At 67.1% G+C, this 20,312-nt stretch carries 18 protein-coding genes and 2 pseudogenes; 7 read left to right on the top strand and 13 right to left on the bottom strand.

Going from position 1 to position 20,312, the window contains the following annotated elements; genetic code table 11:
- The first annotated feature begins 288 nt into the window (after positions 1 to 288).
- Complete coding sequence (locus AB0M63_RS03715) at positions 289 to 1,602, top strand: M14 family zinc carboxypeptidase (RefSeq protein ID WP_355924405.1); 1,314 nt, start codon at positions 289 to 291, stop codon at positions 1,600 to 1,602.
- Positions 1,603 to 1,644: 42 nt separating this feature from the next.
- Here AB0M63_RS03715 and AB0M63_RS03710 read toward each other — a convergent pair whose 3' ends face one another.
- From AB0M63_RS03710 to AB0M63_RS03680, 7 genes are all read right to left on the bottom strand, one after another.
- Positions 1,645 to 2,352, bottom strand: coding sequence for an IMP cyclohydrolase (locus AB0M63_RS03710; protein ID WP_366018247.1), 708 nt, complete (start codon positions 2,350 to 2,352; stop codon positions 1,645 to 1,647).
- Between the two features lie 41 nt (positions 2,353 to 2,393).
- Positions 2,394 to 3,215, bottom strand: a complete 822-nt coding sequence (locus AB0M63_RS03705) for a hypothetical protein (protein ID WP_366018246.1) — start codon at positions 3,213 to 3,215, stop codon at positions 2,394 to 2,396.
- A gap of 67 nt (positions 3,216 to 3,282) precedes the next feature.
- On the bottom strand, positions 3,283 to 3,588 hold the full coding sequence (locus tag AB0M63_RS03700; protein ID WP_366018245.1) for a hypothetical protein: 306 nt from the start codon (positions 3,586 to 3,588) through the stop codon (positions 3,283 to 3,285).
- Between the two features lie 153 nt (positions 3,589 to 3,741).
- Entirely contained in the window at positions 3,742 to 3,918 is a 177-nt protein-coding gene (locus tag AB0M63_RS03695) for a hypothetical protein (RefSeq protein WP_366018244.1), read from the bottom strand.
- Positions 3,915 to 7,397 carry a DEAD/DEAH box helicase family protein gene (locus tag AB0M63_RS03690; RefSeq protein WP_366018243.1) on the bottom strand — a complete coding sequence of 1,161 codons (3,483 nt, stop codon included), beginning with the start codon at positions 7,395 to 7,397 and terminating at the stop codon, positions 3,915 to 3,917. Before AB0M63_RS03690 ends, AB0M63_RS03695 begins: the two co-directional genes overlap by 4 nt.
- Before the next feature lie 66 nt (positions 7,398 to 7,463).
- Complete coding sequence (locus AB0M63_RS03685; RefSeq protein WP_355903644.1) at positions 7,464 to 8,672, bottom strand: restriction endonuclease subunit S; 1,209 nt, start codon at positions 8,670 to 8,672, stop codon at positions 7,464 to 7,466.
- Positions 8,669 to 10,189: a class I SAM-dependent DNA methyltransferase gene (locus AB0M63_RS03680; RefSeq protein ID WP_366018242.1), complete on the bottom strand. Its 1,521-nt coding sequence runs from the start codon at positions 10,187 to 10,189 to the stop codon at positions 8,669 to 8,671. The genes AB0M63_RS03685 and AB0M63_RS03680 overlap by 4 nt, the downstream gene beginning before the upstream one ends.
- A gap of 235 nt (positions 10,190 to 10,424) precedes the next feature.
- Here AB0M63_RS03680 and AB0M63_RS03675 point away from each other — a divergent pair, with 235 nt between their 5' ends.
- On the top strand, positions 10,425 to 10,907 hold the full coding sequence (locus tag AB0M63_RS03675; RefSeq protein ID WP_366018544.1) for a hypothetical protein: 483 nt from the start codon (positions 10,425 to 10,427) through the stop codon (positions 10,905 to 10,907).
- A gap of 184 nt (positions 10,908 to 11,091) precedes the next feature.
- Here AB0M63_RS03675 and AB0M63_RS03670 read toward each other — a convergent pair.
- The 3 genes and pseudogenes from AB0M63_RS03670 to ychF form a co-directional block, all read right to left on the bottom strand.
- A pseudogene (locus AB0M63_RS03670) lies at positions 11,092 to 11,214 on the bottom strand (helix-turn-helix transcriptional regulator); the annotation flags it as partial.
- Positions 11,211 to 11,408, bottom strand: a pseudogene (locus tag AB0M63_RS03665) (DUF6879 family protein); the annotation flags it as partial. The pseudogenes AB0M63_RS03665 and AB0M63_RS03670, both read right to left, overlap by 4 nt.
- Before the next feature lie 169 nt (positions 11,409 to 11,577).
- The gene (gene ychF / locus AB0M63_RS03660) at positions 11,578 to 12,666 is read right to left on the bottom strand and encodes a redox-regulated ATPase YchF (protein ID WP_366018241.1); all 1,089 of its coding nucleotides are present in this window, start codon (positions 12,664 to 12,666) and stop codon (positions 11,578 to 11,580) included.
- Between the two features lie 200 nt (positions 12,667 to 12,866).
- On the opposite strand from ychF, the gene AB0M63_RS03655 reads away from it, so the two are divergent.
- Entirely contained in the window at positions 12,867 to 13,442 is a 576-nt protein-coding gene (locus AB0M63_RS03655) for a DUF6542 domain-containing protein (protein WP_355903632.1), read from the top strand.
- Between the two features lie 520 nt (positions 13,443 to 13,962).
- On the opposite strand, the gene ppgK is transcribed toward AB0M63_RS03655, so the two are convergent.
- Both ppgK and AB0M63_RS03645 read right to left on the bottom strand, forming a co-directional pair.
- A complete protein-coding gene (gene ppgK, locus AB0M63_RS03650) occupies positions 13,963 to 14,709 on the bottom strand; it encodes a polyphosphate--glucose phosphotransferase (protein WP_366018240.1) in 747 nt (248 codons plus the stop codon).
- Positions 14,710 to 14,738: 29 nt separating this feature from the next.
- Positions 14,739 to 15,764, bottom strand: a complete 1,026-nt coding sequence (locus AB0M63_RS03645; RefSeq protein WP_366018239.1) for a 4-hydroxy-3-methylbut-2-enyl diphosphate reductase — start codon at positions 15,762 to 15,764, stop codon at positions 14,739 to 14,741.
- 132 nt (positions 15,765 to 15,896) lie between these two features.
- Here AB0M63_RS03645 and AB0M63_RS03640 point away from each other — a divergent pair, with 132 nt between their 5' ends.
- The 4 genes from AB0M63_RS03640 (at position 15,897) to AB0M63_RS03625 (ending at position 19,579) form a co-directional block, all read left to right on the top strand.
- Positions 15,897 to 17,279 carry an APC family permease gene (locus AB0M63_RS03640; protein ID WP_366018238.1) on the top strand — a complete coding sequence of 461 codons (1,383 nt, stop codon included), beginning with the start codon at positions 15,897 to 15,899 and terminating at the stop codon, positions 17,277 to 17,279.
- 91 nt (positions 17,280 to 17,370) lie between these two features.
- Positions 17,371 to 18,588, top strand: coding sequence for an exodeoxyribonuclease VII large subunit (xseA, locus tag AB0M63_RS03635; protein WP_366018237.1), 1,218 nt, complete (start codon positions 17,371 to 17,373; stop codon positions 18,586 to 18,588).
- 9 nt (positions 18,589 to 18,597) lie between these two features.
- Positions 18,598 to 18,828, top strand: a complete 231-nt coding sequence (locus AB0M63_RS03630; protein WP_355903617.1) for an exodeoxyribonuclease VII small subunit — start codon at positions 18,598 to 18,600, stop codon at positions 18,826 to 18,828.
- 160 nt (positions 18,829 to 18,988) lie between these two features.
- The gene (locus tag AB0M63_RS03625; protein WP_366018236.1) at positions 18,989 to 19,579 is read left to right on the top strand and encodes a malonic semialdehyde reductase; all 591 of its coding nucleotides are present in this window, start codon (positions 18,989 to 18,991) and stop codon (positions 19,577 to 19,579) included.
- A 94-nt stretch (positions 19,580 to 19,673) separates the two neighbouring features.
- Here AB0M63_RS03625 and AB0M63_RS03620 read toward each other — a convergent pair whose 3' ends face one another.
- Positions 19,674 to 20,195 (bottom strand): DUF4245 domain-containing protein, encoded by a 522-nt coding sequence (locus AB0M63_RS03620; protein WP_356053711.1) that lies wholly within the window; start codon positions 20,193 to 20,195, stop codon positions 19,674 to 19,676.
- Between the last annotated feature and the right edge of the window lie 117 nt (positions 20,196 to 20,312).

The raw sequence follows: 20,312 nt of genomic DNA, 5'->3' as shown, positions 1-20,312 counted from the left end.
TTCGCGCCAATCTCGTCAGCACCGGCCCCTTCGAAAGCAACAGTCGTTGACAACGGTCACCCCCTGCGCGAACTCTGGCAAGAGCACGTCAATACGGGCACGTCACAGCCCCCACCGGAAGGAATCGGCATGGCGAACAAGATCGAGATCCGTCCGCTGGACAAGAAGGAAACCACCGGCGACAGCGGCGGCAACGGCGGCTCCTGACCGGCCGCGCCGACTCACATGACGTACGTGACCCATGCAACCTGCGCGACGCACGCGCCGCACGCGACGTAGACGGCGTACATGATGGCTCGTACGACGGACCGCTACCCCACGGTCGCGGAGGTCACCGAATCGGCGCGGCGGCTGGTCTCCCGGTTTCCCGGAGCCGGCCGGCTGCGTCGGATCGGGAACTCCCGCGCGGGCCGTCCGATCCTGATGCTGTCCGTGGGACACGGGCCGCGCCACGTCCTGGTGGTCGCCGGACCGCACCCCGACGAACCGGTCGGCGGCGCGACCGCGCTCGCGCTCGCGGAGCGGGTGGCCCGCGGCGACCGCCTCTCCGCGGCGACCGATCCCGCCCTCGTCACCTGGGACATCGTCCTGTGCCTCGACCCGGACGGCGCCGCCGTGAGCGAGGCCGGAGCCGAGGGCACGCCAACGGCGGTCGGCCACACCCTGCGCGGCTACTACGGCACCACCTTCCGCCCCATCGCGGCGGAGCAACCGGAGTGGGCGCCGATCGTCACGCACCCGCTCCCGGAGAGCCGCGCACTGTTCCAACTGATCGACGAGACAAGGCCGTTCCTCCAGTGCTCCCTGCACAGCACCGATGTGGGCGGCAGTTGGGTCCAGTTGACCCGCGACCTCCCCGAACTGGCCGCCCCCTTCCGCACATCGGCGAGCGAACTCGGCATCCCGCTCCAACACGGCACGTACGACGCCCTGTTCTGGGAGAACCCCAGCCCCGCGATCTACGTCCTGCCTCCACCGGCCGGCACCGGACGCCTGGCGGCCGGCTCGGAGAACATCGGAGCGTCCACCTGGTGCGCGCCGCTTCGCTACGGCGGTATCACCGCGATCGTCGAAGTCCCCATGTGGGCAAGCGAGTTGGCGGAGGACCTGACCCCGTACCCGGATGCCGGGCACGCCCTGCGCGCCTTCTCCGAACTGGTGCTGGACGGCGGACGCCGGGTGACCGCCGTCCTCGACAGGGCACGCGGCTTCCTGCCACCGCCCCAGGAGGACCCTCTCAGACGCGTGTTGGAGTGGATGGCCGACGGCCTCTACACCATGGTCGCCGACTCCTGGGCCCCGCTCGCCCGCCAAGCGGCCGCCGAACCCCGGCTGTTGACGACGGCCCAGGTCTCCACCCTGAACACCGTGGCCCGCCGCCAGCCGATCCGCGCGGCAGGCCTTCTGCTACGGCTCCTGGAGGCGTCGGACGACAGCGCCGCCCCGGCGCTCCACCGCGAACTCGACGAACTCTTCACCACCTGGTGCACGGACGCCGAGGACGCCCTGCGGGTGCGCTGGGTACCCGTACGTCATCAGGTCGAACACCAGGCACGCACGGTGCTGGCCGCGGCAGAGAGCGCGCTGAAGGCATTGCCGTGAGCGCGTGAGGGTGAGCCTCCCGGTCGGCCACCCTCGTCGCGGTCACTCCGCCGGGGCTTGGGCGTGACGGGCGACGGGCCCCCGTACCCCGATGATCGGCGCGAACGTGACCGCGGCGACCCGGAAGCGCGGGTCCAGGGCCGCCCACAGTTCCGTGAGCAGCGCGTCCGCGTCCCGGGCCGAGGTGTTCAGGTCGAGGTGGCGCGGCGCGGTCGACACGGAGTCCCCGTCCGACCGATAGGTGCTGAGCATGACCGCCTGCCCCGGAGAGAGCTCACCGAGCGCGACGACGACGGTGTCCGCGCTCTCGCGGCCGCCCTCGGGCCGGCGTGCCGCCCCGAGCCAGGCCTGTCGGCCGACCCGGTCCACGACGGCGGTGATCCGCGGGGTGTGGATCGGCGGATCCGGCTCGTAGCTCAGCCCCTCCAGGGCGATGCCCGGTGCGAGTCCCTTGGCCAGTCGGCCGGCGACCTCCGCCACCTGCTCGCCGTTGCCGTAGACGGTCCATCGCTCGTCCGCGGTCGCGGCGATGTAGTGCCGGAGGGCGTCGTGGCCCTCCGCGCCGACCGGTACAACGGGTACGACGGCCAGTTCGCCGGACGGGGTGGATTCGATCCGGCGGGCCCGGGAGGCCGCGCTCCGCCCGGTGAGCGCGTATCCGGCGGTCGGTTCGCCGTCCATCGTGCGGGCCAGCAGGATCAGCCGGCCGGGGTAGGGGTTGTCCCGGAGCGCTTCCAGGATCGAGGTCATGCGCCAACGCCCTTCTGATGTCTGCCTGTTGGGCGGTGCCCTCAGGGCTGGTCCTTGGCCCACCACAGGAACGCGGCGGCGTGCTGCTGGTTGGCGAAGCCGTCGCCGACCAGAGTGTGCAGGAGGTCGTTGCTCCACAGGATGAGCCGGCCGAGGGTCCAGTTCACCGACTCGGGCGCCGGGAGTTCGAGTCCGTAGACCGACCGCGCGATCTCGCGCTTACCGCCCGCCTGCGTCGTGTACTTGAGGATCGACAGGAAGCGGTCCGGCTGTGTCACACAGAGGGCCCGCGTCAGCAGGGCCTCCTTGAATCCGGTCATGGCGAACGGCTTCGCGCCCGTCAGCAGATGCTGGAGCCGGTCGGCGAGCGGTACGTCGTCGGGTCCGTACAGGAGGTATTCGAGCGTCTGCCGGGTCGACTCGCCGGCCGCCGCGTCACCCAGGGCGTTCCAGGCGGAGTTGAAGGTGGCCTGGTTGCCGGGGTGGGCGCCGACGTCGGAGTTGGCGAAGTCCTTGAGGACCCTGGGGTCGCAGGTCCGCAGCCCGTCCGGGGAGAAGACCTGCTGGTACTTCGCCCAGTAGGCCGCGACCTCCGGCTCGAAGTCGGGCCTGGTGACGAGGTATTGCTCTTTCAGCCGGGCGGCACGTGCCAGCCGCTCGGGCTCGATGTCCTCGGGTTTCGGAAACCGGGCCTTGAGGTCGCTGAAGGCGTGGGCCGACCGCTGCTTCTGCAGGGACGCGACCTCGCCGTGCTCCCATTCATAACCGCACCGGTGTTTCACGACGTTCCGTCCGCCACCGAGCGGGCGGACCACTTCGATGTCCTCGTCCTCGCTGCACAGCGGACACATGGCCAAGCTCATGGTTCCCCACCCCGTTCCCGTGCTGCCCCTGCCCCTGCCCCTGCCCCGGGCCGCATTCTCGCACCGCTCAGTGCGGCCCGGGCCGCCACGTCCGTACGAGATCCTCCGGCTCCCAGGACGCGGCGAGCGGCAGATCGTCCGCCACCCCGCAGCGGGAGACCGCCACCAGCGGGGTGTTTGGCGTGGCACCGGGCACGGCGAGCATGTCGCGCACCAGGGCGTCGTAGTCGTGACGGCCGAAGGGCTGGGTCTCCAGCCACTTGACCGACCCGACGAAGTGCACCTGGCGGGCGACCGGTTCGTGGTCCGCGCCGACGAGGTCGATCTCGGGGTTGTTCTGACGGTTCCACCAACCGTGTCGACCGGTCAGCACGTCACGCCGCTTAGAGCCATCGCCGGGCGGGGCTTCGAAGACCGCAGCGCCTCCTGCATCACGTCCCGGCAGCGGTCCCACGCCCCCAGCACTAGGTGCCCGTAGGTGTCGACGGTCGTCTTCATGTTGCGGTGCCCGAGCCAGCGGCTCACCTCATGGATCGGCACGCCGTTCGCGAGGACCGTCGAGGCGAAGCAGCGAGTGCGGCGTGTACGTCGGTTTCCCGCCCGGCGTCATCACGCCGGCCCCCGTCAGCGCCTTGCGCCAGTGGTAGCCGTACGTCGAGGTCGTGGGCATGTTCAGCTCGGAGAGGTCGATTTGCCAGCTCACGCGGCTCCCTCTGCGGCCACGGCGGTGGCGCGGATGGACTTGATGACCGACGCCATGCTGTCAATGTCCGCCTCATCAAACAGGTCCTCCGGGCCGCGGGGGGCGAGGGCGCTGAACGGCGGGTCGTACAGCACGGCAACATCGGCCATGCCGTTGCGGGTCACGTAGTCGACAAGAAGATCCACGTAGCGCAGCTGGGCGCTGGAGAAGGTCCGTCCTCGCCGGAAGTCTTCGAAAGCGTTCCGGGCGGCCTCGCGCTCCAGGCCGGTCAGTGAGCGGAGGAAGACGCCGAGCCCGCCGTCGGCGTTCCGCGTGCGATCGAGGTCGGCCTCGGTGCCGATGCCGGCGTCAAGGAAGATCCGTTCCAACTCGGTCAAGTCGGAGGCCGTGATCTGCCGGTTCCGGCGGATCTTCTGGATTGCCAAATGGTCTTCGTGCGCACGCAGATAGATCTTGAGCTTCTGCTCGAACCGGGTCAGGTCCGCGCCGATGGCCGTGCCCTGCAACTGCGCGACCGTCAGCTCACCGAGCTCGTCCTCGAAGTCCGTGTAGACGATGTTGCGACGGGTCTTGTCCATGAGCTTGACCAGGCTCCGCAGCCGCCGTCGCATCGTCTCCAGCATCGGCAGAGTCACGTCCTGCCACCACTCGTCACCGACCAGTTCGTCGATCAGCTGTTGCTGGGCCCGCACCGCCGGGATCGTGTACTGATCCTGGAGCGCTGAGGAGATCTCCTGTACTTGGGCACGTAGTCGGTCGTAGCCGGGGTCCGCGTTCGCTACCGAGAGCTGCAAACGAAGGGCGAGCAGGTCGAAGCGCTTGGCTTCCTCGGTGTTGTCATCGTCGCGGAACGCCGTGGGAAGGCCGGCAAGGTGATCCACGACCTGGGCATGGGTCTCCTGCGTCAGCGAAAGCCATGCGTCCAAGCCGGAGAAGGCATCGACGTACTCACGCTTAGGACGCACCAGGAAGTTTTCCGCGTTCATGGCCGTGACTTCCTGGTGCAGTCGTTCGGCCAGCTCCTGCCGCAACCCAGTAGTGCTCTGCGTGCCATCAGCTGCAGTTAGCTGCGCCTCAGCACGCTCGTCTTGGTCAGGCTGCTCCTGCCCGTCAACGCGCGGTGCAGGGTCCGCTGCGTCCAGGGCGAACAGCAGGTCCGCACGGCTGGTGAAGATGCGCTGGGCCAGAGACAACCCGAGCTTGCCTTCGGCCTTCATTAGGTTCTGGTTGAAGAAATCGATGTTCTGGCAGAGGTCGAAGACGAGGAATCCGTCCTTGTCCCGGTTCGGGCCGAACAGGTTCGAACACAGGCGGGTGCCGCGACCCATCATCTGCCAAAACTTGGTCTTGGAGCGCACAAGCTTAAAGAAGACCAGGTTCACGACCTCCGGCACGTCCACGCCCGTGTCGAGCATATCGACCGAGATGGCTATGTGTGGCGCCTTGACCGGATCGGAAAAATTGTCGATCAGGCTCTCCACATGCTCCTTGCCATGCACGATGACCTGAGCAAACTCGCCCCGCATGTGAGGGTAGTTGACGTCGAAGCGTTCGGCGATGTACTCAGCGTGCTTCTTGTTCGCCGCGAAAATGATGGTCTTACCGAGGCGGTCTCCGCCAGCCACATGGACACCATGCTCCATCAGAATCGCGAGGGCCTTGTCGATCGTGTCAGCATTGAGTAGGTACTTGTTCACCTCCTCGGAGCTCACCTCATCAGGGACGCTTCCGTCCTCCGACCACTCAAGTTCGTCCCAGCGCTCTTTCTCCTCCTCGGATCGTTCGTCGTATTTGATGCCGCGCCGCAAGAAGTTCAGTGGCACCTCCACCGCTCTGGCAGGCACCAGGTAGCCGTCCGCCACAGCCTCCTCCAGGCTGTACACGTCGGTCGGAACACCGTCCTCCAACTGGAAGCGTCGGTAGGTGTTCCGGTCGATCTCGTCCTTCGGCGTCGCGGTCAGACCGACGAGCAGCGCGTCGAAATAGTCGAAGATCGCGCCGTACTTCTGGTAGATCGACCGATGAGCCTCGTCCACCACAATCAGGTCGAAGTACCCCGGACCGAAGCGACGCATCCCCGACTCGTCCACCTCGTTGATGAGATTCATCAGCGTCGGGTACGTGGAGACGTACACCCGGGCGTTGGTGTTCTTCTCTTCCCTGAGGTTCACGACCGGCGCGCCCGGCAGCAGGTTCTTGAAAGCGTTCGTGGCTTGCTTGACCAGCACCTTGCGGTCCGCGAGGAAGAGCACGCGCTTAACCCAGTTCGCCCGCATCATCAGGTCGGACAGCGCGATCACGGTCCGGGTCTTGCCCGAGCCGGTGGCCATTACGAGCAGGGCATGCCGCGCCGCGTCGGACTCGAACGCTTCGGCCACCCGACGAATCGCATGCGCCTGGTAGGCGCGGCCAGCGATCTGGTCGTTGATCGGAAGCTTCGCCAGACTCTGCCGCCCGGCCCTGCGCTGCACCAGGAGCCGCAGCTCCTCCTTGGTATGGAAACCCTGAACCTCGCGCGGGGGGTAGTTCAGGTCATCCCAGATATAGGTGTGGTAACCGTTGGTATAGAAGATGACCGGTCGCTGCCCGAACTGCTTCTCCAGCGCGTCCGCGTAGAGCTTGGCCTGGTGCTGCCCCACCCTCGCGTCCTTCGTGGTGCGCTTGGCCTCCACAACCGCCAGAGGCTTCCCATCGTTATCCCAAAGGACGTAGTCGACTTTGCCCCTACCCGTCTTGGACACCGACTCCGGCAGGCCCGTGATCGAGAACTCCCGGTCGCTCGGCTGGTCCAGCGCCCAGCCGGCCTCCTTCAGGAGCAGGTCGATGATCAGCGTACGAGTCTCGGACTCGTTGTAGTCGTGCGTGTCGACGCGCGCCTCGTTGGCAGCCTTCGCGACCTTGATCTCCGCGCGGAGGGTCTGCAACTCGGCATCGAGGTCCTGGCTCTTCCGCCGCTCAGCCGCCAACTCCTCCTGCTGCGCGGCGAACTGCTCCGCCATCTTCTTCAGCTCGGCCTGCTTTGCCAGTCGCACGCTGGCCGGCTCCGGGCGCGGCACGAGCGTCGAGTCGAAGGCCAGGCCCGGCGCGGGCAGGTTCGCCTTGTCCACAACATAGGTGCGAGCCAGCCAGTACATGACGTGGAACAGTTCGCCCACGACCCGCATTGCATCGTTGACCGACACCGGCGTCTTGCGGTGTACCGCGGCGTTCCCTTGCCGCCGGATGACGTCCATCTTCGTGCGGATCGCCGGACCCACGACCCGCACAAACGTCGGTTCCGAGAGCATCGCCGCCAAGTCATCCCGGTACGGCCGCTGCAGCGCCTCATCCACCTCGAACATCCAGGTGACCCCAAGCTCCACCGACCGCCGCGCATAGAAAACCGCGGCGCGCGGATCGGCTACCGCCAAGCGCTCTGCACGCGTTGCCTCCCCGCAGAGGTCAGGCCACTCGGCCTTTAGGAACCCGAAGTTGCTCACGTGGTGCCCTTCCCTAGTAACCCAGGTCAACGAACGAAAGGAAAAAGCCGTCTCCGGCGAAACTGGTCAGACTGCTGAAGCATCAACCCACAGCTCACCCCGGAACGCGCGGTGCTGGATCGAGGCCATGAGCGCATCGAGCATGGCTAGATGGTGCTCCTGCTCAGCCTTGAGCCTCCGTACAGCTCGAACCCGCTGCACAAAATCGGCCTGCACCTCGATTGGCGGGAGATGCACAGGTAGCTCTTTGATGATGCCCATGTTCAAACCCGCCATGATCGCGCCCTTGGCGTTGCGACCAAGGTAGGAACGGGAGATTGGATGCATCAGGAAGTAACCATGCAAGAACTCTGGAAGGCAGCGGGACTTATCGAGCGTGATGCAGCAGAGGTGCTTGGTGTTGATCGCTACGGGGATGTCATCGGGAACCACTGCGCAGCGCCCACACGTACCCATGATAGTAATCAGGACATCGCCCGGGTGAACGGTATACCGCACGAGCTTCGCATACTTCTCCTCCGTGATAAACCTGCGCCCATACCACTTGAACTCGTTATCGACGGCATTGTCGATGCCAAGAACGGCGATTCCAGAGCCAACGAACTCCTCATGCAGGAGTTGGCTCCCAAAAGGGCCGGTCCGGATCGCCCCTTTCTGGCCATCTGTGAGATCGGCGACGGTCACGCGCGACCATGCACTATCGGAGTCGCCAAACATTTCGATGAATACTGACCTGACTAGGTCATCAAAGAGGGCGATAGCGTCATGGCGTTTGGTGCGCAATACCTCCGCCTGATCGAGGGTCTGCACAATGCGTCGCTGCTCAGACAAGGGAGGAACAGGAATCTGCAGGCGCGCCAACTTTGACTTGTTCAGCGTCCTCCCCATTGCCGCACGGTCTGCATCACCGGTTAGGTCGATGGACCGAAGAGCCCAGTACAGAAAAGCTGAGTCAATCAGCCTAGGGTTCTTGATCGGAAGGGCCGCGATCGCCTCATTGGTATAAATTGGAATTTCGGAAATTCCCACTTTTCCGATACTCAACTTAAAGCTCAGGAGGACAGTTCCGGCAGGGACAGGTGCCCCCATCACCTTATCTGCGGCAAGGTGAGTGATCTGCTCCTTGGTTTTCTTCAGCCGACGCCCTTGTTTCATGTCGGCAATGGAGAGCCAGGGGTGTCCCGCCCCCCAATACTCTCGCTGACTGCGAGACGGAGTGCGCCCAATTCGAATTTCACAGATGTCGGAAAGGGCGAACATTTCCCACCCGCTCATCCCAGCATCCCCTTCAGCTCGCTCATACCCAGTTGGATCTCCGTTTCGATCCGGGCGAGCTCGTCCATGATCTGAGCTGGCGAGCGGTGCTCAACCTCTTCTTGCACGGTCTCCTTGTAGCGGTTAATGCTGAGGTCGTACCCTTGGGCAGCAATCTCTTCCCTGGGAACGCAGAAACTCTGGTCGGTCCGGGCACGGCCTTTCTCGCTACCGTTGCGGAGATTCCAGCGGCGCAGCACATCCGGGAGGTTATTCTTCTCGTGCTCAGCCGTGGTCAGCGCGCCCACTTCCGGCACAGCCCCAAGTCTGTCCTCATCCAACAAAGGACCGCGCTTGTCATCCAGACTCAAGCCGTCAGCAGTGACCTCATAGAACCACACGTGGTCCGTGCCGCCGCTGTTGGTCTTGGTGAAAAACAGGATCGCCGTCGAAACGCCCGCGTACGGCTTGAAGACACCGCCTGGAAGGCTCACGACTGCATCAAGCTTGTGGTCTTCAACGATGATCTTCCGTAGTTCCTTATGCGCCTTCGTCGAGCCGAAGAGCACCCCGTCCGGAACGATCACCGCAGCACGTCCGCCCGGCTTGAGCAGGCGCAGGAACAATGCGAGGAACAGTAGCTCGGTGCTTCTGGTCTTAACGACCTGCTGCAAATCCTTAGCCGTGGCGTCATAATCTAGGCTTCCCGAGAACGGCGGGTTGGCGAGGATCAGCGAGTACCGCTCCGCCTCTCCTGCCGCGCTCTCCGCGAGCGAGTCACGGTAGCGAATGTCCGGGTTCTCCACCTCATGCTGGAGCATGTTCATCGAGCCAATCCGCAGCATGGTGCTGTCGAAGTCGAACCCGTGGAACATGCTCTCGTTGAAGTGCCGACGCTGCTCCGGCTCCAGCAGAGCCTCATGATGAGTCCTGCTGACGTACTCCGCCGAAGCGACGAGGAAGCCCGCTGTACCACAAGCCGGGTCACAGATCTCGTCCTTCGGCCCCGGGCCTGTCATCTCCACCATCAGACGGATGATGTGCCGTGGCGTGCGGAACTGCCCGTTGTGCCCTGCCGTTGCAATCTTGCCGAGCATGTACTCATACAGGTCGCCCTTGACGTCCCGGTCACCAATCGGAAGCTCGTCAAGCATGTCGACGACCTTCGCCAAGAGGTTCGCTGTAGTGATAGTGAACCGGGCGTCCTTCATGTGGTGGGAGTACGTCGAGTCCTCGCCGCCCAGGTTGCGTAGCCACGGGAACGCACCGTCGCGCACAAGGACGAGCATGCTCTCCGGCGCCTCATTGGTGAAGCGGGACCACCGCAGCCGGTCCGTCTCCGTGGTGTAGATCGGGTTCTCGATCGGTCGGCCTGTACGGTTCGCCCGGTTCTCCTTCGCCGTCTGGAGGTCATCCAGGCGGCGGATGAACATCAGGTAGGTGATTTGCTCGATCACCTCCAGCGGGTTCGAGATCCCGCCCGACCAGAAGGCATCCCATACCCGGTCGATCTTGCTCTTCAGCTCACCCGTAATCACACGCGAAGGCTAGCGGACGCCACCGACAACCCTCTGAGGTCCCGGAGCTCTGCCCCGGACGACCTGGAAAAGACACGTGTGAGCCTCACCGGCTTGCGGACCTCGGACTCCGCTGGCCCCTCCCCGACCAACAGCTAGGCCGAGCCAATGGCCATCCGCTCAGTCAGGTTGAAACGGCCCATTGAACTTGATCGGCAATGTCGGTAATCGCCTGACAGCCGAAGATGGATCCGGTATGTCTGTGCGAGTGGATGACTCTGCCGAGACCCCCGAGGTCAACAACCAGAACGCCGCCACGCCCAGCGAGCCCACCCCGGAGGGCGGTGAGCCTACCTCCTTCGCCGAGAAGACGAAGGGCTGGTACGAGAGGCACAAGCCGAAGATTCACGTCGCCCTCGGCGTGACTCTGGCCGTGGGCCTGGTGGGGGTCGCCCATCTCCGCAGGAGGCGAGAGGGCGAGAGGTACGACGCCGAGGACATCGGGGATTTCGAGCCGAACTCCGGCCATGAAGCCACGGACGAGCCTCGTCAGTCCGCCCTTGACCCTGACTGCGACCCGTTCCTTCGAAGGCTCCCCGACGGTCAGCAGGCTAGCGAGGCGGCCAAGCAGAGGTACAGGGAACTGACGGGCAACGAACTCCCGCCCGGCTACACCTTGGTCCGCCGGTGGTTCTTCTTGAACCCAGGGGACGAGGACCCTGGCGAAGCCGCAGCCTGAGCGCCAGGTCGAGGGCCACCTGCTCGGTGATCAGGAAGGTGACGGGAAGGCTGTCGAGGCTGCTTCGAGTCCGGCCAGCTCCAGTTGCTTCTTGTCCAGGCCCTTGCGGCACATGGAGCGTGATGCGCTCCATGTGCACCAGGGACGTACGCACCTTTCCGTTCTCGATGCGGCTCACCTTGGACTGCGACATGTTGCAGCGCGTGGCAAGCCTGTCTCCGGAGAGACCGGCCTGCTTCCGCAGGTTGCGCAGCGTCGCGGCGAGTTCTTGGGAGGACTGCCCCAGTTGCTCGGGCTCGAACGTCACTCGGTCACGTACTCCAGGAATGGGACCGCTTCCGCGATCGCGATGCGCTGGTATTCGAGGAACGGGGCCGGGTCGCCCTCGTACAGCTCGCGCTGAGTCTGTGTGCCGTCCGCCTCGTATTTCATGAGGACGACCGTTGCGCGGTCGAACATCCAGAAGTCGTCGACGTCGGGCAGCGCGTTCTCCCGAGACGTTCGGGCAGTCGCCCCGTCCGCACTCCCCGTTCCCGTTGCCGTTACCGGTACCTGTCAGTCGGGTCAGCCCAGCACTTTTGGACAGGAAGGGGTCAGACCCTAAGATCTGACCCCTGACCTGGTGTTTCTTAACTTGACCAGCCCTTCCGGCCGATCAAGGAATCAGGCACTAGACGTTGAACCTGAACTCCACCACATCCCCGTCCTGCATCACATAGTCCTTGCCCTCCATACGAGCCTTCCCCTTGGCCCGGGCCTCCGCCACCGACCCCATCTCCACCAGGTCGGCGAAGGAGATGACCTCCGCCTTGATGAAGCCCTTCTGGAAGTCGGTGTGGATGACGCCCGCGGCCTCGGGGGCGGTGGCGCCCTTCTTGATGGTCCAGGCGCGGGATTCCTTGGGGCCGGCCGTGAGGTAGGTCTGGAGGCCGAGGGTGTCGAAGCCGACGCGGGCGAGGGTGGCGAGGCCGGGTTCCTCGGCGCCGACCGACTCCAGGAGCTCCATGGCGTCCTCCTCGTCCAGTTCGGCGAGGTCCTGCTCCAGCTTGGCGTTGAGGAAGATCGCCTCGGCGGGGGCGACCAGGGCACGCTGTTCGGTCTTGAAGTCCTCGTCGACCAGTTCGTCCTCGTCGACGTTGAAGACGTAGAGGAAGGGCTTCGTCGTCAACAGGTGCAGGTCGTGGAGGAGTTCCTCCTTGCCCGAGCCCTGGACGATGCCCTGGGAGAAGAGGGTGTCGCCCCGCTCCAGGATCTCCTTCGCCGCCTCCACCGCCGCGACCTTCGGCACGATGTCCTTCTTGATGCGCGAGTCCTTCTGGAGACGCGGCAGGACCTTCTCGATGGTCTGCAGGTCGGCGAGGATCAGCTCGGTGTTGATCGTCTCGATGTCGTCCTTGGGCGAGACCTTGCCGTCGACATGGACGACGTTCTCGTCCTTGAAGGCGCGGATGACCTGGCAGATCGCGTCGGACTCACGGATGTTCGCGAGGAACTTGTTGCCCAGGCCCTCGCCCTCGGAGGCGCCCTTCACGATGCCCGCGATGTCGACGAAGTCGACGGTCGCCGGGAGGATCTTCTGGGAGGAAAAGATCTCGGCCAGTTTCGTCAGGCGCGGGTCGGGGACACCGACCACACCGACATTCGGCTCGATCGTGGCGAACGGGTAGTTGGCCGCCAGCACGTCGTTCTTGGTCAGGGCGTTGAACAGGGTCGACTTGCCGACATTCGGCAGACCGACGATTCCGATCGTGAGCGACACGTTGCGACTTCCCGTGGTGAGAGGGCGTGAGAGGCCGGAGCGGACTGGAGGGTGCGAGTAACTCCGGAGTCCGGGGGCCGATCCACCAGTCTACGGCGTGAGCCGCGCCGTCCCGGCTCCGCGTCGAACACGTGGCCAAGCTCTGCCCATCGGCGTGTCTGAGGACCGATTCGGCACATAAACCGACCTAAGTTGGTCCAGTGGAGCAACACAGGACACGACCCCCACAGCCCGGCGCAAGACGTGGGGCCCCGCCCCTGCCCCCGCAGGCGGGCCGGGGCCCGAACGGCGGCCCGGCCCGCGCCCCCCGGCCGGGACCGCAGCCGCGCGGCACCACGCAGCGCCGTCCGGCGGCGGTACGGCGCCCGGGTCCCGCGGCGGCCCAGAGCGCACGGCAACTGCCCAACCCCCGGCTCACCGGGCTCGGCGGCGGTCTGTTCTGCGCGGCCGTGATGTTCGCTCTCGGATGCCTCGACCAGTTGCTGTTCGGGGCGTCGCTGACCGCGTACGGCGTCCTGTTCCTGCCGGTGTGTGTGCTGACCGCGGTCTGGATCCGGCGGGGGGACCTGCTGATCGCGCCGGTCGTCGTACCGATCGCCTTCGCCGTCGGGCTGTTCCCGGTGGCCGACGGCAGCGGCGGCCTCGGCAACCGATTGATGGGCCTGTTCACCGGACTCGCCACCCAGGCCGGCTGGCTCTACGGCGGCACGCTCGTCGCGGGGCTCATCGCGACGGTCCGCAGGATCCGCCTGCTGAACCGGCGCCGACGGGCCTGACTTCGAGGGGGGCGGCAGCGCCGTAGTCGGCCGCCGGGCTCTGATCCGCATAACGTGTCGCGTCGCGTCGTGTCGTGTCGTATCGACCGCTGCGGCCATGGCCGGGAGGGCCGCCTTGCGGCCGAACGCCCACCCCACGCCGCCGACCTGGCTCGCTCACCGAACCCGCCCGCCCGCCGGACGCGCCGACCCGAGCCCGCGCCGATCAAGCCCTGCCGCGACCCCGCAGCCTGCTCCGTCGGCCTTCGCCCCGGCCACAGCAGGAACCTGCGCGGCGAATCATGCCGCGGACGCGGGGCCCGGCACGCACTCCCCACGGGCTCAACGGCGTGGGACCCGCAGCCGAGTCGTCGCCGTCACTCGCCGACTCCCCCACCGCCTCGCCCGCGACGGAAGCCGCCGATGTCAGCCTCCGCCGCCGCACAGCCGCACGCGCCGGACCCCGCTTACCAGCGTCGGTCAATGGATGGCCGCCCGAATCCCCTCGCGGCCAGCCGCTCCGCGCACAACCCCCGGTCGTCTAGTCGTCTCCCGCCGCATGCATGGCCGCCCCCACGATCCCCGCGTTGTTCTGCAACTGCGCCGGGACGATCTCGGCCTTGATGCCCTCGATGAAGTGCAGGAACTTGTCGGCCTTGCGGCTGACTCCGCCGCCGATGATGAACAGCTCGGGCGAGAACAGCATCTCGACATGGGTGAGGTACTTCTGGACGCGGTGAGCCCAGTGCTCCCAGGTCAGCTCGCCGTCCTCCTTGGCCTTGCTTGAGGCCTTCTTCTCGGCGTCGTGGCCGTTCAGTTCGAGGTGGCCCAGTTCCGTGTTCGGGACGAGGACGCCGTTCTGGAACAGGGCGCTGCCGATGCCCGTGCCGAAGGTCAGCAGGATCACCGTGCCCTTGCGGTCGCGGCCGGCGCCGAAGTGCATCTCGGCGACGCCGGCCGCGTCCGCGTCGTTGACGACGGTCGCCGGGAGGCCGCCCAGTCTGTCGCTGAACAGCGCTCCCGCGTCCGTGTCGATCCAGCTCTTGTCGACGTTCGCCGCCGTACGGATCGTGGCACCGCCGGTGACCACGCCCGGGAACGTGAGGCCGACCGGTCCCGTCCAGCCGAAGTGCTCGACGACTTCCCTCACACCGTCGGCCACCCCGTCCGGTGTCGCCGGGTGCGGGGTCAGCACCTTGTACCGCTCTTGGGTCAAATCGCCCTTGTCCAGGTCCACAGGGGCGCCCTTGATCCCGGAACCACCGATGTCCACGCCGAAGATCTGCATGGATCCACGCTACGACGAACGACTGACAGTCACTGCCCGGAGGGGGTCGAACCGTCCGTAGCGGTGCGCTCGGCGACCAGTGCCGCCGCCTCTTCGCGCAGGTCACGGCGGAGTTCCTTGGGCAGCGAGAACGTGATGGACTCCTCGGCCGCCTTGACCAGCTCGACGTCCTCGAAGCCGCGCCCGGACAGCCACTCCAGGACCTGCTCGACCAGGACCTCCGGGACGGAGGCGCCCGAGGTCACGCCGACCGTGGTCACGCCCTCAAGCCAGGACTCCTCGATCTCGTCGGCGAAGTCGACCAGGCGGGCGTCTCGGGCGCCGGCCAGCTTGGCGACCTCGACGAGCCGCACGGAGTTGGAGGAGTTCTTCGAGCCGACCACGATCACCAGGTCGGCCTCCTCGCCCATCTGCTTCACGGCGAGCTGACGGTTCTGCGTGGCGTAGCAGATGTCGTCGCTGGGCGGGGAGATGAGCTGCGGGAACTTCTCCTTCAGGGCGTCGACCGTCTCCATGGTCTCGTCCACGGAGAGGGTCGTCTGGGAGAGCCAGACCACCCTGGAGGGGTCCCGCACCTCGACCTTGGAGACGTCGGACGGGCCGTCGACCAGGGTGATGTGGTCGGGGGCCTCCCCGGAGGTGCCGATGACCTCCTCGTGGCCCTCGTGCCCGATGAGGAGGATGTCGAAGTCCTCGTTGGCGAAGCGCACGGCTTCCTTGTGGACCTTGGTCACCAGGGGGCAGGTCGCGTCGATGGTGGCGAGCCGGCCCTGCTTGGCCTCGTCGTGGACGACGGGCGCGACGCCGTGCGCGGAGAACATCACGATGTTCCCCTCGGGGACCTCCTCGGTCCGCTCGACGAAGATCGCGCCCTTCTTCTCCAGGGTCTGGACGACGTACTTGTTGTGCACGATCTCGTGCCGGACGTAGATCGGAGCCCCGTACTGCTCCAGGGCTTTCTCGACGGCGATCACGGCGCGGTCCACACCCGCGCAGTAGCCCCGGGGGGCGGCGAGCAGGACACGGCGGCCAGGCGAAGCAGTCATGCGTCCCATCGTAAGGCCGCGCTCGACGGGTCAAAGATCACGTCCTTGGGGAGACTGGCCGTGGAGCGGGAGGGGTGGGGCGGGCGAGGACATAGGCGCCGTAGGCGCCGTAGCGGCGTAGCGACGTACGGGAGACGTGAGATGGCGGACACGGACACGGATACGACGACCACGGCCACCGAAGGGCCTCAGCTACGGCGCAGTCTCGGTTTCCGGGATCTCGTCGTCTATGGGCTGCTGTTCATCGCCCCCATGGCGCCGGTCGGCGTGTTCGGCACCCTGGACGCCAAGTCGCACGGCGCGGTCGCGCTCGTCTATGTCGTGGCGACCGTCGCGATGGCGTTCACCGCATTCAGCTACGCGCAGATGGTGCGGGTCGTCCCTCAGGCGGGGTCGGTGTTCGCCTACGCGCGCGTGGGGCTCGGCAGGGAGGCCGGGTTCATCGCCGGGTGGATGGCGATGCTGGACTACGTCCTGATTCCCGCGGTCGCCTATCTCTTCTCCGGAATCGCCATGAACGCGCTGGTCCCGGACGTCTCGCGGTGGGTGTGGACCGCGCTCGCGGTCGTCGTCACGACCGGCCTCAACCTCTGGGGAGTGCGGGCCGCCGCGCGCGTGGGCTTCCTGGTCCTCGCGATGGAGATCGTGGTCCTCGTCGTGTTCGTGGTGTCGGCGATCGTCGTCCTGGCGCGCGACGGCGCGGAACGGGGCTGGCTGTCGCCGTTGTCCGGGGACGGCACGCAGGGCGCGTTCGCGCTGTCGGCGGTGATCGGCGCGGTCTCGGTCGCCGTGCTCTCCTACCTGGGCTTCGACGCGGTCGCCACCTTCGCGGAGGAGGTCACCGGCGGCTCCGAGAAGGTGGCCAGGGCCCTGCTGTTCTGCCTCGCCCTGGCCGGTGTCCTGTTCGTCGCCCAGACGTACCTGGTCGCCCTCCTGGAGCCGACGACGTCCGCACAGCTCGCCGCGGACGCCGGGAAGCAGGGAACGGCGTTCTACGACGCGGTCGACGCCTCGGTCGGCGACTGGCTGCACAACCTGGTGGCCGTCAGCAAGGCGATCGGCGCGGCCTTCGCGGCGCTGGCCGGGCAGGCCGCGGCGGGCCGGCTGGTGTTCGCGATGGCCCGCGACCGACGGCTGCCGCGCGCCCTCTCGAAGACCGACGACGGACTGCCCCGGGCCGCGCTGCTCTCGGCGGCCGCCATCACGCTGATCGCCGCGGTGTGGGCGGCGCGCCGCGACGACGGCCTCGACCACCTGGTCTCGGTCGTCGACATCGGCGCCCTCACCGCCTTCACCCTGCTGCACGCGAGCGTGGTGGGCTGGTTCGCGGTACGACGCCGGGGCGGGCCGGTGGTGTGGTGGCGGCACGTACTGGTACCGGTGCTGGGCGCGGCGATCACCATCGCGGTGATCGTGGAGGCGTCCGGTACGGCACAGGTGGTGGGCGCGATCTGGTTGGCGGTGGGGGTACTGGTCCTCGCGCTGCAGTCCCGCGGGGACGGGGCCCGCGCGGACGCCGGTTGAGACCCGCGTCCGACGACTCGGTCAACGACCGACAACCACCACCCCCAGCACCTCGCCCCCGTTGTCAGAGGCGCCCACTACCCTCGGGCGCATGGCTCTCAATACCGCTCCGGACGCGCCGCTCCCCGTCGGCGAGGTCTCCCGGCTGATCGGGGGGTGGATCGATCGGCTCGGGGCGGTGTGGGTCGAGGGGCAGATCACCCAGTTGTCGCGGCGCCCGGGGGCCGGTGTCGTGTTTCTGACGTTGCGTGACCCGTCGTACGACATCTCGGTGAGCGTGACCTGCTTCCGGCAGGTGTTCGACGAGATCGCCGATGTGGTCAGCGAGGGCGCGCGGGTGGTCGTGCTCGCGAAGCCGGAGTGGTATGCCCCGCGTGGGCAGTTGTCGTTGCGGGCCACGGAGATAAGGCCGGTGGGGGTCGGTGAACTCCTCGCGCGGCTGGAGCAGTTGAAGAAGTCGCTGGCCGCCGAGGGGCTGTTCGCGGCCGACCGGAAGAAGTCGTTGCCCTTTCTGCCGCAGTTGATCGGACTGGTCTGCGGGCGCGCCTCGGCCGCCGAGCGGGACGTGCTGGAGAACGCGCGGCATCGCTGGCCCGCCGTCCGCTTCGAGGTGCGCAATGTGCCCGTGCAGGGTGTGCACGCCGTGCCGCAGGTCGTGCAGGCGGTGAAGGAGCTGGACGCGCTCGACGGCGTGGACGTGATCATCGTGGCGCGGGGCGGCGGCAGCGTGGAGGACCTGCTGCCGTTCTCCGACGAGCAGCTCGTACGGGCGGTCTCGGCCTGTCGTACGCCCGTGGTGTCCGCGATCGGGCACGAGCCGGACACCCCGCTCCTGGACTATGTGGCCGACCTGCGCGCCTCCACCCCCACCGACGCCGCGAAGAAGGTCGTACCGGACGTGGGCGAGGAGTACGAGCGCGTACGGCAGTTGCGGGACCGGGCGCGGCGCTGCGTGGTGGCGTTCGTCGACCGGGAGGAGCGCGGGCTGGCGCAGGCGCTGGCGCGGCCGTCGATAGAGGATCCGCACCGGATGATCGACGAGCGCGCGGATCATGTCGCCGCCCTCCTCGACCGCGGCCGGCGCACCCTCGGCCATCTCCTGGACCGCGCCGACTCGGAGCTGACCCACACGCACGCGCGCGTGGTGGCCCTCTCCCCCGCGGCGACCCTGAAGCGGGGGTACGCGGTGCTGCAGAAGGCCGACGGGCATGCCGTCCGGGACCCGGAGGAGGTGACGGCGGACGAGGTGCTGCGGGCCCGGGTCGCCGAGGGTGAGTTCACGGTTCGAGTCGCTGCGGCGGATGCATAGGGTGGGCGGATGACCAGCAAGGTGACGGAAGAGTCGCTCGGGTACGAGCAGGCGCGCGACGAGCTGATCGAGGTCGTGCGGCGGCTGGAGGCGGGCGGTACGACGCTGGAGGAGTCGCTCGCGCTCTGGGAGCGGGGCGAGGAGCTGGCCAAGGTGTGCCGGCGCTGGCTGGACGGGGCCCGGGCGCGGCTGGACGCGGCGCTGGCGGAGGAAGAGGCCGCGGAAGAGGGCGGCGAGTAACCACCACACACGGTCACAGCGGCGGCCTCCGCTGTGAAGCGGATCACTACGCCCCGCTTTTCGTTGAACCTTGAACTTCTCTGCCGTACCGTCGGTCTCGTCAGCCCATCCGGACCGCGGTCCGGATAACCGGTTCCCGGCCACCGAGGAAGTTCTCGCCATGTCTCTCGTTCTTGACCCCACCGCCCAGGACCTGCTGTTCCGTGAGGCCCGCACCGCGAACACCTTCACCGACGAGCCGGTGACGGACGAGCAGGTGCAGGCGATCTACGACCTGGTCAAGTACGGCCCGACCTCCATGAACCAGTCGCCGCTGCGCATCACCCTGGTCCGCTCCGCCGAGGCCCGCGAGCGCCTCGTGCAGCACATGGCCGAGGGCAACCAGAAGAAGACCGCCACCGCCCCGCTGGTCGCGATCCTCTCCGCGGACAACGAGTTCCACGAGGAACTGCCCAACCTGTTCCCGCACTTCCCGCAGGCCAAGGACGCCGTCTTCGCCGAGCGCTCGGTCCGCGAGGGCAACGCCACGCTGAACGCCGCCCTCCAGGCCGCCTACTTCATCATCGGCATCCGCGCCGCCGGCCTCGCCGCCGGCCCGATGACCGGTCTCGACTTCGCGGGCCTCCAGAAGGAGTTCCTGGACGGCGACCACACCCCGCTGATGGTCGTCAACATCGGCAGGCCGGGCCCGGACGCCTGGTTCCCGCGCTCCCCGCGCCTCGCCTACGACGAGGTCGTCACCACCGTCTGAGACGCATGCCGGACGACGTATGACGGATGACACGAGTAAGGCCCCCGGCACTCCCGCCGGGGGCCTTGCTCGTACGCGCGGAAAACACGCGGACTCACTTCGTCCGCAGCGCCTGCGCCATCTCGGTCAACTGGGCGAACGAGCCCGTGCCCGCCACGACCGTCGTCGAGCCCTTGTCCGCGAGCACGAGGGCGTCGTAGCGGCCGCCGGTGTAGCGGGTCCAGGTGTGGCCGTCGATGGTCTGGGTGGTCTTCGTCGCGTCGGCGCCCTGGCTGGCGGTGTCCACGAAGTCGGACGGCTTCTGAGTCGACTGCTCTATCTGGACGTACTGTCCGTCGGGGGCACTGAACCCGAGGTGCCAGGCGTCGAACGCGGCGCCGTCGTAGCGGACCGAGGTCGCCTTCCAGCTCTTGGACAGGCCCTCCGGCGCCGCGACCGGGTACGGCGCCGCGCGGCGTGCCGTCAGCAGCTCCACGCGGTAGTCGACCCGCTTGACGTCCGGAGCGTGGTCGTCGTGCGGGATGAAGATGTAGACGATCGCCGCCGCGATCCCGATCAGGCCCAGGGAGAGAATCATGTCCCGGACCGTCTTCTGCTTGCCGTTCGAACCTGCCACGTCCCTATCGTCGCAGGTACCCCGGTCCGCTCATCCGTGGGCCCCCCTGCTCATTTTGTCTGCCTGGCGATAGAGTCGGGGCACACCCTCATCCGGCCGTCGTCGTATCAGAAAGGT

Source organism: Streptomyces sp. NPDC051576 (assembly GCF_040681835.1).
Lineage (GTDB): Bacteria > Actinomycetota > Actinomycetes > Streptomycetales > Streptomycetaceae > Streptomyces.
This window is presented reverse-complemented; position numbering and strand designations above follow the sequence as displayed.

Bases quoted from the DNA above. Each gene is read 5' to 3' on its own strand.
- AB0M63_RS03715 (WP_355924405.1), top strand. From the start codon at position 289: ATGATGGCTCGTACGACGGACCGCTACCCCACGGTCGCGGAGGTCACC.
- AB0M63_RS03710 (WP_366018247.1), bottom strand. From the start codon at position 2,352: ATGACCTCGATCCTGGAAGCGCTCCGGGACAACCCCTACCCCGGCCGG.
- AB0M63_RS03705 (WP_366018246.1), bottom strand. From the start codon at position 3,215: ATGAGCTTGGCCATGTGTCCGCTGTGCAGCGAGGACGAGGACATCGAA.
- AB0M63_RS03685 (WP_355903644.1), bottom strand. From the start codon at position 8,672: ATGAGCGGGTGGGAAATGTTCGCCCTTTCCGACATCTGTGAAATTCGA.
- AB0M63_RS03675 (WP_366018544.1), top strand. From the start codon at position 10,425: ATGTCTGTGCGAGTGGATGACTCTGCCGAGACCCCCGAGGTCAACAAC.
- ppgK (WP_366018240.1), bottom strand. From the start codon at position 14,709: ATGCAGATCTTCGGCGTGGACATCGGTGGTTCCGGGATCAAGGGCGCC.
- AB0M63_RS03645 (WP_366018239.1), bottom strand. From the start codon at position 15,764: ATGGGACGCATGACTGCTTCGCCTGGCCGCCGTGTCCTGCTCGCCGCC.
- AB0M63_RS03640 (WP_366018238.1), top strand. From the start codon at position 15,897: ATGGCGGACACGGACACGGATACGACGACCACGGCCACCGAAGGGCCT.
- xseA (WP_366018237.1), top strand. From the start codon at position 17,371: ATGGCTCTCAATACCGCTCCGGACGCGCCGCTCCCCGTCGGCGAGGTC.
- AB0M63_RS03630 (WP_355903617.1), top strand. From the start codon at position 18,598: ATGACCAGCAAGGTGACGGAAGAGTCGCTCGGGTACGAGCAGGCGCGC.
- AB0M63_RS03625 (WP_366018236.1), top strand. From the start codon at position 18,989: ATGTCTCTCGTTCTTGACCCCACCGCCCAGGACCTGCTGTTCCGTGAG.